14 protein-coding genes (1 of these 14 cut by a window edge) are annotated in these 17,512 nt (G+C 56.6%); 2 read left to right on the plus strand and 12 right to left on the minus strand.

The window, feature by feature from the left end; genetic code table 11:
• Positions 1–126: 126 nt before the first annotated feature.
• The 12 genes from SRBAKS_RS13215 to dnaE form a co-directional block, all read right to left on the minus strand.
• On the minus strand, positions 127–1,803 hold the full coding sequence (locus tag SRBAKS_RS13215) for a flagellar hook protein FlgE (protein WP_229591365.1): 1,677 nt from the start codon (positions 1,801–1,803) through the stop codon (positions 127–129).
• Positions 1,804–1,861: 58 nt separating this feature from the next.
• Positions 1,862–2,593 (minus strand): flagellar hook assembly protein FlgD, encoded by a 732-nt coding sequence (locus SRBAKS_RS13220; protein ID WP_229591366.1) that lies wholly within the window; start codon positions 2,591–2,593, stop codon positions 1,862–1,864.
• Positions 2,594–2,605: 12 nt separating this feature from the next.
• Entirely contained in the window at positions 2,606–4,306 is a 1,701-nt protein-coding gene (locus SRBAKS_RS13225; protein ID WP_229591367.1) for a flagellar hook-length control protein FliK, read from the minus strand.
• A gap of 129 nt (positions 4,307–4,435) precedes the next feature.
• The gene (locus SRBAKS_RS13230; RefSeq protein WP_229591368.1) at positions 4,436–5,842 is read right to left on the minus strand and encodes a glycosyltransferase family 9 protein; all 1,407 of its coding nucleotides are present in this window, start codon (positions 5,840–5,842) and stop codon (positions 4,436–4,438) included.
• 4 nt (positions 5,843–5,846) lie between these two features.
• Entirely contained in the window at positions 5,847–7,061 is a 1,215-nt protein-coding gene (locus SRBAKS_RS13235) for a CgeB family protein (RefSeq protein WP_229591369.1), read from the minus strand.
• Between the two features lie 34 nt (positions 7,062–7,095).
• The gene (locus SRBAKS_RS13240; RefSeq protein WP_229591370.1) at positions 7,096–8,517 is read right to left on the minus strand and encodes a sensor domain-containing diguanylate cyclase; all 1,422 of its coding nucleotides are present in this window, start codon (positions 8,515–8,517) and stop codon (positions 7,096–7,098) included.
• A 35-nt stretch (positions 8,518–8,552) separates the two neighbouring features.
• Positions 8,553–9,017: a D-aminoacyl-tRNA deacylase gene (gene dtd / locus SRBAKS_RS13245; RefSeq protein ID WP_229591371.1), complete on the minus strand. Its 465-nt coding sequence runs from the start codon at positions 9,015–9,017 to the stop codon at positions 8,553–8,555.
• Position 9,018: 1 nt separating this feature from the next.
• Positions 9,019–9,273 (minus strand): hypothetical protein, encoded by a 255-nt coding sequence (locus tag SRBAKS_RS13250; RefSeq protein ID WP_229591372.1) that lies wholly within the window; start codon positions 9,271–9,273, stop codon positions 9,019–9,021.
• Positions 9,274–9,277: 4 nt separating this feature from the next.
• Positions 9,278–9,658: a 6-carboxytetrahydropterin synthase QueD gene (gene queD, locus SRBAKS_RS13255; protein ID WP_229591373.1), complete on the minus strand. Its 381-nt coding sequence runs from the start codon at positions 9,656–9,658 to the stop codon at positions 9,278–9,280.
• Positions 9,659–9,666: 8 nt separating this feature from the next.
• Entirely contained in the window at positions 9,667–10,029 is a 363-nt protein-coding gene (locus tag SRBAKS_RS13260; protein ID WP_229591374.1) for a nucleotide pyrophosphohydrolase, read from the minus strand.
• Between the two features lie 89 nt (positions 10,030–10,118).
• Complete coding sequence (locus SRBAKS_RS13265) at positions 10,119–11,291, minus strand: patatin-like phospholipase family protein (RefSeq protein ID WP_229591375.1); 1,173 nt, start codon at positions 11,289–11,291, stop codon at positions 10,119–10,121.
• Between the two features lie 12 nt (positions 11,292–11,303).
• Positions 11,304–14,849, minus strand: a complete 3,546-nt coding sequence (gene dnaE, locus SRBAKS_RS13270; protein WP_229591376.1) for a DNA polymerase III subunit alpha — start codon at positions 14,847–14,849, stop codon at positions 11,304–11,306.
• 190 nt (positions 14,850–15,039) lie between these two features.
• On the opposite strand from dnaE, the gene SRBAKS_RS13275 reads away from it, so the two are divergent.
• On the plus strand, positions 15,040–16,281 hold the full coding sequence (locus SRBAKS_RS13275) for an EAL domain-containing protein (protein ID WP_229591377.1): 1,242 nt from the start codon (positions 15,040–15,042) through the stop codon (positions 16,279–16,281).
• 106 nt (positions 16,282–16,387) lie between these two features.
• Positions 16,388–17,512, plus strand: partial view of an SLC13 family permease gene (locus SRBAKS_RS13280; RefSeq protein WP_229591378.1) — the 5' portion only. The gene runs 129 nt beyond the window's last position; the window shows 1,125 of its 1,254 coding nt (coding positions 1–1,125); it begins with the start codon at positions 16,388–16,390; its stop codon lies beyond the right edge, outside the window.

A 17,512-nucleotide genomic window follows, 5' to 3' on the forward strand; every position in this document is an offset into this window, starting at 1 on the left:
GGAAGCGGCCTGACAGTGGGTTAACTGTCAGGCCGCAGGGTCTTCTGTTTGCCCCCTGAGGGTCAGGCAGGGGGCAATCTTGGAGAAGGGGTCTATTCGTATGGGTTACTTAAGACCTGTATGTACTTAACGCTTCATGGCGATAACTTCGCCGAGCATTGAGTCTGTGGTTGTGATGACCTTGGTGTTGGCCTGGAAGCCGCGCTGCGTGGTGATCATGCGCACGAATTCGGTGGCCATATCCACGTTGGACATCTCAAGGGAGTTGCCGTCTACGGTGCCTTTGCCTGCAGAGCCAGCCTGACCGGTCAGAGCCGGGCCGGATTCACGGGTTTCCTTAAACAGGTTGCCGCCGTCCCTGCGCAATCCATGGGCGTTGGTGAACGTCGCAATGGTGACTGCGTAGAGTTCCAGGACCTGTCCGTTGGAGTAGTGGCCGGTGATGACCCCCTCGCGGGACACAGAGATGTTCTGCAGGATGCCTGCGGAATAGCCGTTCTGGCTCTGGAACAGGGTGGAGGAACCGCCGGTATCAAAGCTCTGGGTGGCCAGGGCGCTGATGGCCGGATCCTTGAAGTTGGCAAGATAGCCGGTGTTGCTGATATTGGTGCCGACGTCAGCTGCGCTCAGGGGCAGGGCACCAAGACCGGTTCCCCAACCGATGGTGTCTGTGCCGGAGCCGTTACTTGACAGGTCGGAGTTCTGGATACCGAAATTGATCTGCATCGGTGTGGCGTTGGTCGCTTCGGCCGTACTTGCGTTGGATTTGCCAAGGAAGTTCGCTGTGCATACCGGATAGCCACCGGTGGAGAAATCGGCCAGCGTCCAGTTGTCCAGATCTTTGATGTTGGAGCCGCCGTTACTCTTGAGCGTATACGCGCTCATGCCGGAGAGCTGACCTGTGGTGAACGTCAGGGTACCCATCATGAGGATACCTGCGGCAGAGGTGCCGCCCTGGCCTATCGCGGTCAGGTTGCCGTCTGCGCCGGACAGGACGCGCTTGTCCGCGTTGGGTTCACAGGTGACCATGTATTCCCAGACAGTGTCGCCTCCGGCGTTACTCATGGTGACCTTGTCAAAGTAGACGGTCAGGTTGTGAGCGGTACCGATGTCATCGTACACCTTCAGGGTGGTGGAATAGCTGTACAGAGTCCCGGCCAGCGGGGTGTCTTCGGTGCCGTCCCAGTTATTGAACATGGCGAAATACGGCTGCGTGGCGCTGGTGGAGCTGTCTGCGGCGGACGGGTCCAGGTTGGTGACGATGGAAACGGAAGTCGTCGCGCTTGGCTCGGACTGGAAGTTTTCCATGCGAATATCGGTGGGTGTGCCGATGATGCGTGCGCCACTGGAGGATGCCGCCGAAGTTGAACTGGCTGATGTCACGGACGTGGTGCTCTGCTCGATTTCCCATCCCTGCAGTACATATCCGTGGGGATCAACGAGATACCCGTCGTTGTCAAAGCGGAAGTTACCGGCCCTGGTGTAGAATTTGTCGTCTTCGCCCTGAGGGGAGACAACAAACATGCCGTTGCCGGAGATGGCCATGTCCGTGGCTTCGGTGGATGCCTCGAAAGCACCCTGACCGTAGTCCGAGTATACGCTCGATACACGTACACCACGACCCACCTGGCCCACGCCGTTGACTGTTGAAAAATCCTGGCTCATGAGATCCTCGAAATACATTCGAGCGCCTTTGAACCCCGTTGTGTTCACATTGGCAAGGTTGTTGCCAATGACCGTCATTCGTTCGGAGTGTACCGTCAGACCGGTAATACCCGAATAGAGTGATGCTCCTAAACCCATAATAACCTCCTATCTCTTCTCCAAGAGCCTGCGACCTCGTGCCGCAGGTGAAATTCAACTAGCTCTCTTCTTCAGTGGTTTCCTCTGTATCCACCACATCCGCGCTGCCGGGATCGACGACTTCCTTGATGTTGAGGAAGCTGATGAAGCGACCGTCCTTGAGGCGCAGATACTGAGTCCCGCTTTCATTGACCACTGCGTCGACCGTGCCGGATATTTCCGTCTGGACCATGACGTGCTTGCCTTCGACATCCTCACCGAGGATACCGACGCCGTACTGGCCATCGGCAACGGTCTGTCCGCCTTCGTTCTTGCCATCCCATTCATACTGATAGGCTCCGGCTTCTTTGCCGCCCAGATCGATAGTGCGTATAATGGCACCTTCAGAATCATAAATATTCATTGTGATCTTGCTAACCGGTTCGCCGAATCCGTAGTAGATGGTGGAGACGTTTCCTTCATCCTTGCTGATCTTGTAACCCTCAGCCTTGATCTCCTTGCCGATGAAGCTGACAGCCGACAGCATGTCGGTCTGCTCCGTGGAGTTAGTCAGATCCTTAATGCCCTGGTTGATGTTGGTCAGCTGCTCCAGAGAGGAGAACTGGGCCAACTGGGCCGTCATGTCCGTGTCTTCCATCGGATTCAGGGGATCCTGATGCGTCAACTGCGCCACCAGGATGGTCATGAACGAATCCTGATCCATACTTGTTTTGTGCTCCGGAGTGTTGGAGGCCGCCAATCGCGACTCCTGTGCTCCGAGAATCATTCCACTGTTGTCTACGTAACCCATGATAGACCTCTCTTACGCAATAACGTGTAACCCGTTGTCGGCAGTAATTGCCTGTTCACGTATACTTTGCACGTCCTGCGCCAAGACGCCGCCAGAGTTGGCCCGCATCTGTCTCATGTGGTTGCGCATGGCGACCATGGCCTCGCGTTCACGAGCAAGATTGTGTTCGTTCTGACCAAACCAATCGTTGGAGTTCTGATTGTTGGAAAGCCCGGTCTGGACCTCCAGCTTCTCCACTTTCAATCCTTGGTTTTCTAAAGAATTCTTAATAATGTCGAGATTGTCTGCAATGACCTTTGCAGCTTCGTGACTCTCTGCCCGGATGGTGGCTCCCACTTCCTTGCCCTGTACGGAGAGGATGACGGAGAGCTTGCCCAGGTTCTCTGGAGTGAGCTGCAAAGTAAGTTGCTTGGTGCCGTTTTTCAGGGTCTGCAGGACAGCATTGTCCACCTGCTTCATGACCTTGGGGGCGGAAACTTTTTCCCATGCGGCAGTCTTTACCTTGGCTTGCGCCTCGGTCAGGCCGGTCTTGGACAGCGCTTCCGCCTGGGTGCGTGTCTGTGTCTTGGCCTGGGCACTCTGCGAGCCGTCATCGGTCATCTTGCCAAAAAGATTGTTCCAGTTCTCGTCGTTTTCGCTTTTCGCATCCTGCGCGTTGGGCTCCTGCTTGTCCGAGTCGGTCTTGATGTCGACCTTGTCGGTCACATTCTTTTCGGTGTTACGACGAACCGCGGTTTCAGCTACGTTGTCCTTGGTGGTCTTGACTGCCTGTGCCAATTCTTCCTTGGCATCCGTCTTGACCTCTTCAGCCGTTACGCGCGGCTTCAGATCAATAGCCTCTTCCACCTGTCTGGCGGCAGAGGATTGCTTGTGTTCCTCGTTCATGGTGGCGACAAAAGCCTTGCCAACGGCCTTGGCGAGCTTCTGATCCTTCTTGTCCATGTCTGCCAGTTCCTGGCGGATCAGGGTGAAGGCTTCCTTCAAATCCTTGGGCATGGAGTTGGTGCCGAGAAGCTCCTGGACCTTGGTTGCAAACTCCTTGGAACAGGTCAGGGCAGCGGTGAACGCTTCAACTTCCTGCTTGCTGAGCAGCAGTTGCTGATCCTGCGGCATGGTGTCGATCTTGGCCTGCAATGCGCTCATGACCTTGGAGACATTGCCCTTCTCAAGATGGCTGATGAGCTTGGCGCTTTCCTTGTCGGAAAAACCAAACTTGCCGAAGAAGCTGGTCAGGTTGGCCTTTTGCTCATCCGTCAGTTCGACAGAACGCATCGCGGCGACCTTTTGCGCGACCTCGGCCACGAACTGGCCCCAGGTCAGTCCTTCGTCGGAATTGACCTTCTCTTCGATCTTGGCGATTTCCTCATCGGTCATGCCATATTCCTTGAGGTCATCCTTGACCTCGTCGAATTCATCCTGCGTCATTCGGGCGTTTTCTCTGTGCTGTTCGACTTCCTGCTCTTCCGTGACCGGAGTCTCTGTGCCAGCCGCATTCACGCTCGGTTGTTCATTGAATTTCTGGGGAGTACTTTCAAGCATCTTGTCTTTTGTGGCGACTGGCGCCAGGGCCAGTTCCTTTTCGACAGAGGCGGCGTGTTCGCTGAACAGTTCAGAGAACAGCATCTGCTGATCACTTTCCTTGACGGAAGCGATTTTTACCGTCTGTATTTGTTCAGTGGCCTTTTCAAGGGCGATGCCGGGAATATTCTGCATGGTTTTCTCCTTCGTCACACTTACAATCAAAAGGTGTGCCAAATGGAAAACATCGTGATTCCGGGTAATTATTGTTTTTGCGGTAGGCAGAAATGACCGCTGCCAGGCAGGCGGGGCAGGGGAAACGGGTTAGGCGCAGGCCGCGATAAGCCTTTCGAGCAGCTCCATGACCTTGATCCATCCAAGGCGTGAATAGTCGGTGTTTTCCAGCAGCATGTGGGCATAGCCGGTGAGCGGTTTGACCGTGGCGGGACTCTTGGCCCAGAATGCCTCTTCAAGGATGGAGCCGTTTTTCAGGCCATGCTTGAACTGGCGGCCCATCTCCGGCACATGGGCGCGTATGGCTTCGGCTGTCTGTCCGGCTTCGGCGGTCAGATCGGCCCAGGCCGCGACCTGGCGGGTGTCGTCCCACAACCCGAAGTGATGGCCGAAAAAGGTTTGCCAGAATCGGGAGATGAGTCGTTCTTCGTCTGGTTGGACCGCATCGAGTCTGTTGAGGTGATAGAGGCCGAGGTCCGAACGGGCGGTCTGGAACAGGGTCAGGCCGGGCAGGTCGAGTCCGGCGAGTTGGTCCGGCCCGTCACCGGCCAGTATGCGGTTGGCAAGGATAGCCACACGGGCAGGTTTGAAGGGATCATGGCAGTACAGCCTCTGGCGGGAGCAGGACCAGCACCCTTTGGCGCAGTCAAGGTCTGCGCGGAGTACGTGGTGTCCCGGGCCATAGGGACCGGTCTCCCATGGATTGACGTTCCCCAGCGAGAGATTCAGACACCTGAGTCCGGTCCACGCGGCCAGATGCATGGGGCCGGTATCCGGTGTGATGAACAGACCGAGTGTCTGGCCCACGATACCGAGTTCCTCCAGCCCGAGCTTGCCGCACATGTTCAGGGCCGGGCCTTTTGCCTGTTTGACCACAGCTTCGCCAAGCCCTGTTTCCATGGGGCCGCCGAACAGGACCGGGCGCAGGTCTCGTCGATGCAGTTCGTCCACCAGTGTTCCCCAGAACTCGACCGACGGGCGTTTTGCCTCGTCGCTTGCTCCGAGGAACAGTCCCACTTTGTTGCTGCCGTGCATGGTGCGCGGATTGTCGAAACGGGTGTCCACGATCTGCTTGAACGGGATCGCGTCCAGCCCGTTGAGGTCGGCCCAGTGGTAGCGGTTGAACCCGTTGTTCTTGACCAGCGAGGTCCGGTAGAGCTGCCAGTCGCCGTGAACGAAAGTGGCGCTGTCCGCGGATTGGACCGGGCCGAGCTTGTGTTCGGCAGAGACCTCTTCGGCCAGTTGGGCCGCTTTTTTCTGGATGGAGAGATTGATTACCAGAGCGTAGTCGTGCTGCTTGAGCACATTCGCCCCGGACCAGGGGAAATAGGTGACCGCGGGTGAGAGTTTCATGAGCGGTTTGAAAAATGTCTCCTCGGCCGCCACGAAAATGGGGTGCCCGGGATAGCGGCGGCTGAGCCAGAGCATGAGGGGATAGGAGAGAATCAGGTCGCCCATCCGCTGCATCTGAAGGAGGAGTATCGGTTTCAGAGTCATACCCTTATCCGAAGGTCTGGCGCATGGATTCCATGAGACTGGTCATGCGGTGGTCGTAGGTGTGTTGCGCCAGGACCCGTTTGCGGGCGGCTGCGGCAACGCGCTGGCGGGCGACGTCGTCATGGAGATACCGCTCGATCAGGCCGGGGATTGCATCCGGGTGGCGGTAGAAAACGATCTCGGTTTCCGGTTCGAACAGGTCCTCCATCTGTTTGCGGTGGTCGGTGAGCAGGAACGCGTTGCAGGTGGGCACGTCGAAGACCCGTTGATTGACCGCGCCCTTCATCTGCTGGCTGGTGCAGTTGAAGTTGATCTTGGACAGGGGATAAAAATCCGGCAGGTCGTCATAATAGGACAACTCCGGGTGATACCGCCAGCCGTCGGCGTCCTTGAGCAGGGACTGCCAGCCCGGATCCCCCACGATGAGGGGGGCGAAGGGCAGGATGCGCGCCACGCAATCCAGTCTGTAGAGCAGGGTGGCCTGCCAGGTGATGAAGGTCAGATACGCCTGTTTGCGTGCCGGGTGGAGCAGTGCCTCGAATTCCGGGACGAGCTCCGGGTGGTTCTTGTACAGGAACGCTTCTGCCAGCGGTTCTCCCGAGTCGCTGAACTCACGGGCCATCGTGATGCCGTTCTGAAGGAGTCGCTCTGTGGGGCGGGCCGCCTCCAGTCGCTTGACGGTCTTGGTCAGCATGGAGTTGCCCACAAAGGAAATGGGGGCGCGCCATACATCCACAGGCACGGTGCGGCGGGGCGTGAGTCGGCTGGGGTCAGCGCCCAGCGGCAGGTGAAAGACATGCTTGAAGCCCATCCGGCCGAGAGAGTCGATGGTGTCGGCGTCCCAGGTGAACAGGGCGGTGCGGGCTTCGAAGAGATGCTGATAGGCGTTGAGAATGAGGTGCGGATTGTCCACGAACCAGGAGGCCAGCGGCACGTCGTACCGGTTCAGCAGTTGGGCCAGTATCCCTTCCCGGTCCACGCCCAGGTGGTTTACCGTGAGCACGAAGTCCGGCTTGAACGTGGTCAGCACATCGGTCATCTGCGTCACGAACGTGTCGAGATCCATTTCCTTGGTGCCGAGGTCCAGAAACAGATGCTCCACGCCAAGGCGCTTGCAGGCCGCCTCAAGCTCGCCAATGAGAAAATACTGGCTGGTGAGCAGGAGTATGCGGGGGTGTTGAGACCGGAATTTGGGCCATGTGGTGAGGGCGTCTTGCATTGGTCCCAACGGTAACGACCTCGGGGAAATTTGTCTACATCCCTTCGGTTTTCGGGATTCGGGCTTTTGCTTCGTAGAGCATCTGGTCGGCGCGCTGGGTCAGGGAGTCGATATCGTCCCCTTCTTCATATTGGGCGATGCCGTAACTGAAAGACACCGGAAAACTGAAGGGCGTCTGGCTCGTGGCGGCCCGGATGCGGGTTGCCAGAACCCTGGCGTCATCGGTGTTGCCGTCCATGAGTATGATGAATTCGTCTCCGCCCCACCGGGCAAGCAGGTCCGTTGGTCTGACAGTGGAGGTCATTGTCCCGGCCACATGCTTGAGCACCTTGTCGCCCATCACGTGTCCATAGGAGTCGTTGATCTTTTTGAAATTGTTCAGGTCGATGATGATGGCGGAAAACATCGCGTCATAGCGGTCGCTTTTGTAGGCGGATTGTTCGAATCTGGAGTCCAGCGCCCGTCGGTTGGCCGCTCCGGTCAGCGGATCGGTCAGAACGAGTTTTTCCAGTCGGCTCTGGAAATGATTGATGGTCACGACACACAGGATGATGATCAGGAAGGACGCTATTCCACCCACAATCAGGGTGCGGATCATGTTTTCGCGGGCCGATGTCAGGGCGTCCTCTTCGTTCTGTTCGACGATAAGGTGCCATTGCAGCTCGGGAATATACCGCGCCGAGAGCAGAATATGGTCTTGTTCCCAGTCATACTCGGTGCTGACTTGCTCACCATGTTTGCTCAGGATGGCCTGGGCCACATCGCGGATCCCGCCTGCCTTCGTGATGTAATATTTCTCGATGCGTCGGATATCCTGATGCACCTGAACCAGGCCGTCCTGGTCCACCAGGTAGATTTCCCTGTGGTATTCCTTGCGTGCTTTTGCCAGCAGTTTCAAGGCGGTGCTCAGGTTGACGCCCACTCCGGCCACGCCGAGCAGCCTGCCATTCTTGTCCTCCACCCGGAAGTTGATGAAGATGGTCAGGGTGCCGCCCTCAGCCTCGTTGCTGTCCACGTCCAGGTTGTACTCTTTTTTTGAGCGAACAAACGCATAATACCATATGTCATGCGGGTCGCGTGGTCCGATCTCCTTGAGAATACCGTCCTGATAATAATATTTGTCCGTGGTGGCGGATACGAAGAACGCGGTGATAAAGTTGTATTTTTCCTTGAGTCTGCTGAGGTAGCGGGTAATTTCCTCTTCGTCCTTTTCGCCATTGAGGACCCAGTCCTTGAGAAAGGTGTCATTGGCCATGGACGACGAGACCATGATGGGGCGCATCATGGCAGTCTGGATTTCGGAATAGATGTTCTTGCCGGTCAGGGGGAGTGAGGAATTGAGTAATTCTTCGCGCACCGCGTCACGTGTGACCGTGTAGTTGATCAGGCTGGTCACGACAAAGGAGGACAGCAGGATCAGAGTGAGTGCGAGTAGGAGTTTTATTTTAACCGACATCTAATGAGTGTAAGGAAAACAATTGTCAGATGCAATTAAAGTTCATCTGAATCCAGAATCATGGTCACCGGACCCCAATTGGTGAAATCCAGATGCATTTCTGCGCCGAACCGGCCGGTGGCAAAATTGCCGGGCGCGAGTTTGCGGGCGTCTTCCACGAACCGGTCGTATAGGGATTCGGCGATATACGGATGACAGGCATTGGTGAACGAGGGGCGCCGTCCCTTTTTGCAGTCCGCATAGAGCGTGAACTGGGAGATGAGCAAGAGGTCGCCGCTCGTATCCGTGAGCGAGCGGTTCATTTTGCCTTTGTCGTCCGGGAAGATGCGCAGGTTCAGCAGTTTGTCGAGCATCTTGGACCAGGCTGGGGTTTCGGGCAGGTCGGCGGTGTCGTTACCGCCAAAGCCCACCAGCACGAGGAGGCCGGTCCCGATTGCACCAAGGACGTTGTCGCCCACAAAGACTTTGGCGTCAGAGACTCGCTGGATAATGATGCGCACGCTAGACGCTCCTTGTGTGGACAATGGCCGGGACAGAACGGCTCTGTTCCTGCTGCTGGTCTTTCAAGGTCTCCCGCTGGCACCCTTTGCTCAGGGCCGCGAACAGGAAAAAACAGATGAACACCAGAAAGGCGATGCCGCTCAGGATGCGTTTCGGGTCCGAGCGGGCATTCTTGGGAATGAGCAGGCTGGTCATGATCTTGCCATAGGACATGCCGTTGATCTCGCCGCGTTTCTCCTTTTTTGGGTCGTTCATATTCCTATTCTTCCCAGTAGCTCGCCTTGGAGGAGTCCTTTTCCGATACCGATACCTCTACCAGGGAGATGTTCTCCGGCATGGTCTTGACCATTTCCTTATATATGAACATGGCCAGATTTTCGGAGGAGGGGTTGATCTCGGTAAAGGGCGGCACATCGTTGATGTGTTTGTGATCGAGTTTTTCGAGTATTGCCTTGGTGCGTTTTTTCAGCTCCTTGAAGTCCACGAGATATTCCACGCGGTCATCGAGCTTGTCGCCTTCCACGACAACTTCCACACCGAAGTTGTGGCCGTGCATGTTCTCGCATTTGCCGCCGTAGTTGCGCAGCTGGTGCGAGGACGAGAAATCCTGAGTGATGGTCAAACGCCATTTTCCTGCCATGCTATCACCTATTTGTGTTGATTCTTGTATTCGTGCGGGCGCAGGGGCTTGTCCTGAAATGCGTCCGCCGGGTATTTCCGTTCGTTGATCTCGCATTTTTCGTGCGCAGCCGCAACCAGATCAATGTCCAGCTCCCCGGCAATGCGGGTCAGGTAGATGAGGACATCGGCCAGCTCTTCGGCAACGGCCTGTTTTGTTTCCCCTTCTATCTTCCGGCTTTCCTCCACCGTAAGCCACATGAACAGCTCGTTGAGCTCGCCCACCTCGCCGGTCAGGGCCATGACCAGATTCTTGGGCGACTGGTGTTGCTGCCAGTTGCGGTCAATGACGAATTGTCTGTGCCGTTCGTCCAGTTCCTTGAGTGAGTCCATGCTGTATCCTCAAACGTATTCAAAATGGTTGTGCCGCTTCGTCCGGGGGCGGGCCAGTCGATCAATGGCAGCCTGTGTCGCGTACGGGGCTATCGGTTCCCGGAAACATCCCGCTGGGGAGTGACATGGGGCGGAGCCTTGTGCCACGGGCTTTTGCTTCGGGCAATATCGTATCCCACTTTATACAGTTTGTTCATGTAAACGGGATCGAACAGCTCTTCGGGTTCCTCTGTGAATGTGTAGGGAATGAACGCGAGGTTGAAATCCACGTTGTCCCGCTGGGTCGTGTAGAAGATGCGGTAGATGTCGCCTATGCCCTGACTGCGGATGAGGCCGTCCATGGAGCGGCTGGCTATCCGCGTCAGGTGCGGGGACGTTTGGCAGCCGGGTGTTTTCAGGAGATCATTGCGGATGACATACAGGGAGATTTTTCCGGTTTTGCCGATGGAGTGCAGGGCTTCATTCAGTCTGATTGAAGGAGGGTAGGCGAAAACCTGATTGGTGATCCCGCCGTCCACATGCATTTCATCGTACAGCTTGCCTCCTGCTTCCACCTTGAAAAAGACCGGGGGAAACGCCACGGGAATGGCTGCCGAGGCCAGGACTACGTCGCGGATGAGCGTGCGTGCCTCCGGCGTGTCGTATTGGGCAATGGCCCCGATATCCCAATACACCGGCTCCATTTCATCCAGGTTGGTGGTGCCGATGATCAGTCGACGCCCCTTGCGATGCTGGAAGGCGATGGCTTCGATGATCTCGTCGGAAATATACATCTGTATGGCTTTCTGCATGGGATAGGTATTCAGCAGAGACAGGCTGGTGGGCGTGTAGCCGATCAGATTTTCCGTGGAATAGGTGGTGTAGAGCATGGTGATCAGCGCATCATAGCCGGGGCCGAGAAAGGCGAAGGGCGCAATGAGTGCGCCTGTGGAGATGCCGGTGACGACCGAAAACTCGGGCCGGGTGCCGGAGTCGCTCCAGCCGCTCAGGTAGCCTGCGCCGAACGCGCCGCCCGCACCGCCGCCGGACAGGCTGAGTACGGAAAAATCAGCGTCCGGATCACCTTTGCGATGTCTGGCCCAGGTTTCCAGTATGGCTTTCATGGAGGCGGCCGTGTTGTCATCGTAGAAGCGGATATGCTCGAATCCGGGAATCTGTGCCATTTTTTGATAATTGATGGGCAGCGGATTCCGGGTGGAACCGCAGCCGGTCATAAGCGTCAGTATGAAGATAAGTGCCAGGCAGGTGCGAATCCGGGCCATCGTTTTCCTCAATTAGTTGTTGCTCGACCTATGTTTGAGCGCATCGCCGTTCTGCCACGCCTCAATGTCCTTCCAGAACTCGCGGCTGGGGAAGACGGTCCAGCCATTGCCGAGTTTCAGGTTGACCACGGAGTCTTTGGTTATGACGCCCAACGTGACGGAGGTGGTGCCGGGATAGCGCTGTAAAATGGTCTTGAGTTTGTTGAGATGGGGGTCAACGGCGTTGCGTTCGCCGATCCACAGGGGCACGGGTTTGTCCGAGCCTTTGACCGCATCGGCCAGGAATGTGACTTTATCGGCCAGAATCTTGGCGGATTTGGGGGCATCCTCCGGTCCGGCCTGTTCTTCGCGGATATCGATCTTTCCCTGAATCATGAGCGGACGGTCCGCGTCGATGAGCTCGCGGGCGTCGGCGTAGACATTGGGGAGCATGGTCACTTCGCCCGAGCAGGTCAGATCTTCGGCCACGCAGAAAGCCATGGGGTCGCCCTTGCGGGTGATGAATTGTTTGTAGTCCGGGATAATGACGGCCACGCGGACCTCAGTTCCGTTGGGAATGGTCTTGCATTCCTCAAGGGTGGAGGTGCGGAGTCGGGCCATGTCCTGCCGGTAGGCGAGCAGCGGGTGACCGGACAGGAAGAAACCGAGGACTTCCTTTTCCAGAGTCAGTTTCTCCCGGTCGTCGAATTCCTCGCATTCCGAGCACGTGGGCTGGTGGGCCGGTTCCGCGCTTTCGCCGCCACCGAGCATGTCCAGCATGTTCAGCATGCCGGATTCCTTTTCCTTGGTCTTCTTCTGGCCAATGGCGACAGCCTTTTCCAGATCTTCGAGGAGCGCGGCCCGTGACCGGTCGAAGCAGTCCAGTGCCCCGGCCTTGATAAGGGATTCAAGCACGCGCTTGGTCACGCGGCGCAGGTTCACCCGCTCGCAGAAATCGAAAATATTCTTGAACGGGCCGTCTGCCTCACGCACGACCACGATCTCGTTGATGGCTTCCTCGCCCACGTTCTTGATGGCGGCCATGGCGAACAGGATGTCGCCGTCCAGCACGGAGAAGCGGGCCTGACCGGCATTGATGTTCGGCTGCTTGACCGTGATGTCCATGTCGCGGCAGGCGTTGACGTACATGATGATCTTCTCGGTGTTGTTCATTTCCGTGCTCATGAGGGCGGCCATGAATTCAACCGGGAAGTGCGCCTTCAAATAGGCTGTATGATACGAGATCAGCGCGTAGGCTGCGGAGTGGGATTTATTGAAACCGTACGCCGCGAATTTCTCCATGGTGTCGAAGATTTCATTGGCGATCTTGTCGGGGATCTTGTTCTCGCGGGAACCTTCAAGGAAACGGGACCGTTGTTTGGCCATTTCCTCGGCAATCTTCTTACCCATGGCACGCCGCAGCAGGTCACCTTCACCCAGTGAATAGTTGGCGACCGTCATGGCGGTGGCCATGACCTGCTCCTGATAGACCATGACGCCATAGGTGGGCTTCAGGGTGTCTGTCAGAGATTCGTGCGGATAGGTGACCTCAATGTCTCCGTGTTTGCGCATGATGAACTCGTCAACCATGCTCACCCCGTGGGCGCCGATCATGCCCAGAGGGCCGGGGCGGTAGAGCGCGAGCATGGCCACGATGTCTTCAAAGCAGTCCGGGCGCAGCATGCGGAGATATTTGCGCATGCCGGATGATTCCACCTGAAAGATGCCGTCGGTGTCGCCCTTGGCAAAGATGGCGTAGGTGTCGGGATCGTCCAGGGCCAGGGTGTCGAGGTTGGGCGCTTTTTTGCCCTGCTCGCGGATGATGTCCAGACAGTCCTCAATTACGGTCATGGTGCGCAGGCCCAGGAAGTCGAACTTGATCAGGCCGACCTTTTCGACCTTTTTCATGTCGAACTGGGTCACGATTTCACCCTTCTTCCCTTTGTAGAGAGGAAGGTAGTCGGTCATGGGCCTGTCGGAGATGACCACGCCCGCCGCATGGGTGGACGCGTGACGGCAGAGGCCTTCGAGCCGTGTTGAAATATCTATGAGTTTTTCGACCTTGGGGTCGGTGGCCACCATGTCGTCCAGTTCGGCCACGGCCTTGACGGCATTGGGGACGGTGATCTTGGCCTTTTCCACGCCCAGCAGCTTGGCGATGAGCGCGGGATCGTCCGGGATGAGCTTGGCGATGCGGTCGGTGTCCTTGTAGTCCATGCCCAGGGCACGGCCCACGTCCTTGATGACCGCCTTGGTCTTCATGGTGCCGAAGGTGGTGATCTGTGCCACTCGGTCATGGCCGTACTTTTCGGAGCAGTACTTCACGACCTCAAGACGGCGTCGCTCGCAGAAGTCCACGTCGATATCAGGCATGGACACACGCTCGACGTTGAGGAAGCGCTCGAACAGCAGATCATACGGGAGCGGGTCGATGTTCGTGATCCTGAGCGACCAGGCAACAATGGAACCGGCGGCAGAGCCACGGCCCGGCCCCACGGGAATGCGGTTGCGCTTGGCCCAGTTGATGAAATCCTGCACGATGAGGAAGTAGGCCGGGAATCCCATCTCGGTGATGACGCCCAGCTCATAGTCGAGGCGATCCCAGTAGACCTTTTCGTCCACTTCATATTCGATGGTGTTGAGCCGTTCCTTGAGACCAGCCCGGCAGAGCTTGTCAAACTCCTCGTCCATGTCCGAGACGCCTTCGGACAATTCATATTCAGGGAAATAGTAGTTGCCCAGTTCGATTTCGAGATTGCACATCTCGGCGATGCGCTGGGTGTTCTGGATGGCCTCCGGCACATGCGCGAAGGCGGTCTCCATCTCCTCGGGCGTCTTGAAATACAACTCCTGCGTGTCCATGCGGAACCGTTTCTCGGAGTCCACCGTGGTCTGTGTCTGGACGCAGAGCAGGGTGTCGTGGGCCTCGTAGTCTTCGGCGGTCAGATAGTGGCAGTCATTGGTGGCCACCAGGGGCAGACCGGTCTGCTCCGCGCACTTGATGAGCAGCTCATTGAGGCGAACCTGCTTGCCGATGCCGTTGTCCTGGAGTTCGAGATAGAAGTTTCCGGGGAAAATGGACTCGTAGGTCCTGGCCATCTCCACGCCGGCATCCAAGCCCTCGTTCATGAGTACGCGTGGGACTTCGCCAGCCAGGCAGGCGGACAGGGCGACAAGGCCTTCTGAGTGTTTTTTCAGGAGATTTTTGCATACACGGGGCTTGTAGTAGAACCCTTCGAGGTGCCCCAGTGAGACCAGCTTGATGAGGTTCCGGTACCCTTTGCGGTTTTTGGCCAGCAGGACGAGGTGGTATCCACCGCCGCGTTCCTTACGGTGGTGGGCGTTTTCATCATCTATGTCGCCGGGAGCCACGTAGACTTCGCAGCCGATGATAGGTTTGATGCCGATTTCACGGGCTGCCATGTAAAAGGTTACGGCACCGAACATGGAGCCGTGGTCCGTGATGGCCACGGCAGGCATGCCAAGGTCCTTGGCCCGCGAAAGCAGGTCTTTGATGCGTATGGCACCGTCCAGGAGACTGTACTCCGTATGGACATGAAGATGAACAAATTCAGCCACTTATACTAACTCCTCAATGTAAGAAATCGATGATAACGTAAACGGCTGGTGTTCGCTATAGGAGAATGGGCCCACTCAATGATTACACGGAGAATTCCTGGAAAACGACATTGACCGATTTTGGACAGGTGCGTATTCAGTGAGACTGATACTCCAATCGTCTTAATCGATCAATTCAGAGGAAGCGGAAATGCCAAAGAGTACACCGGTCAAGGTTGACGAACAGGTGGTTCGAAATATCATTAGTTCCAAGGATATTATCACTTTTTTTCAGCCTGTTCTTTCAATTACAACCAAATCCATTGTGGGATTCGAGGCCTATTCTCGCGCCGGGAAAAGTGCGTGTGCCATTGAAGCAAGTCAGTTGTTTTATGGCGATCTCAGCTCAGATCTCAAGGTGGATGTGGATCGGCTGTGTCGTGAAAAAGCATTGGAGCAGTTTAAGCCTATTCATGCTAAGCACAAGGGGATGCACCTCTTTCTTAATATCAACCCGGATATGCTCTCCCATCTCAAGACACGGGAAGTTGTACTTCCCGCTCAGGTTGAGGCTGCGGGGATTCCGCCGTCAAATATTGTATTGGAGTGGCCCTTTTCCCCTAAATATATGGAGGATGTCGCTGATTTTTGCGAGTTGTTCTCAGGGCTCGGCTTCAAAATCTGTTTGGATGGCTGTTCAGTGGATGACAGCTTCAGCCATGTGCTGACCAAACTGCAGCCTGACATGGTGAAGATAGATCGCTCCTTTTTCGGTGAAGATGAGCGCAAGTCCTATTCGGCCAGAACGCTTGAGGCGCTCCGATCTGTGGCAGAGCGTATAGGCGCGGTTGTGATTGGGCAGCAGGTGGAGTCCGAGGCTGAATCGCTCAGGTTGCTTACCGCCGGTATCCATTTACAGCAGGGCGATTATTATACAAAGGACGAACACGACAAAACCGGCGATCCGGCGAAGATGTTTTTCAAGAAGATTCTCGATACCCATGAAGAGTTCAAGTTGTTTAAAAGAAAGCTGGTCAGCCGAAAGAAGGAGCGGTTTGGTACTGCTTTTAGAAGTGTGACCTCCATTTGTTCGAAATTCGCCAATCTATCCGAAGATCGCTTCGAGGAAGGGTGCAAGACTATTGTGAAGACCGTGGGTGACGTCATCTCCGTGTTCGTGGTAGACGAGTTCGGAGTGCAGATCACCTCCCGCGTTCACGGCAAAAGTCAGAACGCCGCCACCACTGCGGATTTCCTCCTCAGCTCCGGCAAGGGGGCGGATCATTCAGTGGAGGACTATGTCCTCTATCTGGACATGGGCTACGAGAAGTTTGTCACCACGCCGTTTAGTTCCCCCTTCACCGGTGAGACCGCGTGCATCATCAGCAAGCCCTTTTTCAGCCAGGACGGCGAGCGTTACACAGTGTGCATCGAACTCCCCTATCCCGGTTGACGTGGTGGACGGGAGCCTTCCTGTACCGTTAAGACAGTGACGGCAGTTGACATTCTTCCGTGAAAACGGTCCATTGGCTTGAGTGAACCTCGATCCTGGAGCCGCTTTGGAATCCTTCGCAGACATCTCCGCCTACCTGTGGCAACGGTTGCCCCTGATCCTGCTCTTTGTGTGCGGATACTTCGTGTATCAGCTCATGGCGGCAACGCGGATCACGGACGGCTTCGTGGCCTGGGCCTTGAAAAAGAGCCGGGGCAGGCCGTCGCTCCTTATACTATATATAATAGGCGCGACCGCCGCGCTCTCCTCGTTTATTCCAAATACCATTGCCGTGCTCACGCTCATTCCCGTGCTCAAACAGCTGGACGAGGACTTCGCCGACCAGGGGGCCAGGGGCATGACCACCGTACTCATGTGTTCGGCCATCTACGGCTCGGCCATCGGGGGCATGGGGTCCATGATCGGCTCGCCGGCCAACGCCGTCCTCTTTGCCGCCCTGGATCTGTTCGAGATCGCCGGACGGGAGCAGATTACGTTCTTCAACTGGTTTCTGTGGTCCGTGCCGCTGGTTTCGGTGTTTGTTCTGCTCGCCTGGGGAGTGGCGGCCGGATTGGGACTGCCTGCTGCCGCACGGGGTATCCGTGTCCGGGTGGAAGCGCTGAAAGACGGCGGTGGGGCGGGAGATCGCCAGCGATATGGAGCCAGACTGTTCTGGTTGTATATGGGCTATTGGATCATGGAGGCCGTGGTCAGCGAGAATGTTCCGGACTTCGCGGCTGTGTCGCCGCTGGTCAGTCTGGGCTTTGCCGGACTCTTTCTGTACCTGCTCTTCATCCGGCGTGCCCCGGACTCGGCATACGCGCGTGGTCCGCTGCTCGCGCCCGGGTGGCTGCTCAAGTCCGTGCCCCGTCGTGGACTGTTTTTCATTCTGGCGCTGGGGGCACTCTTCGGCATAGTCCACTGGCTCAAGCTGGATGAAAAGGTCGTGGTTCTGACCGGCCAGATGCTTCAGGGACACATGGCTCCGTTACTTCTCTATTTCCTGACCATCCTGTCCGTGATTTTTCTGACCGAAGTGCTGTCCAATACCGCTGTGGTGGCGGCCTTTTTCACCATTGCCTATTACGCGGCGCACGGACACGACATGAACCCGCTCTATCTGATGATGGGAGTGGGGGTGTCATCCACCTGTGCGTTCATGACCCCCATTGCCACCACATCCAATGCCCTG

Origin of the sequence: Pseudodesulfovibrio sediminis, from assembly GCF_020886695.1 — a bacterium.
Lineage (GTDB): Bacteria > Desulfobacterota > Desulfovibrionia > Desulfovibrionales > Desulfovibrionaceae > Pseudodesulfovibrio > Pseudodesulfovibrio sediminis.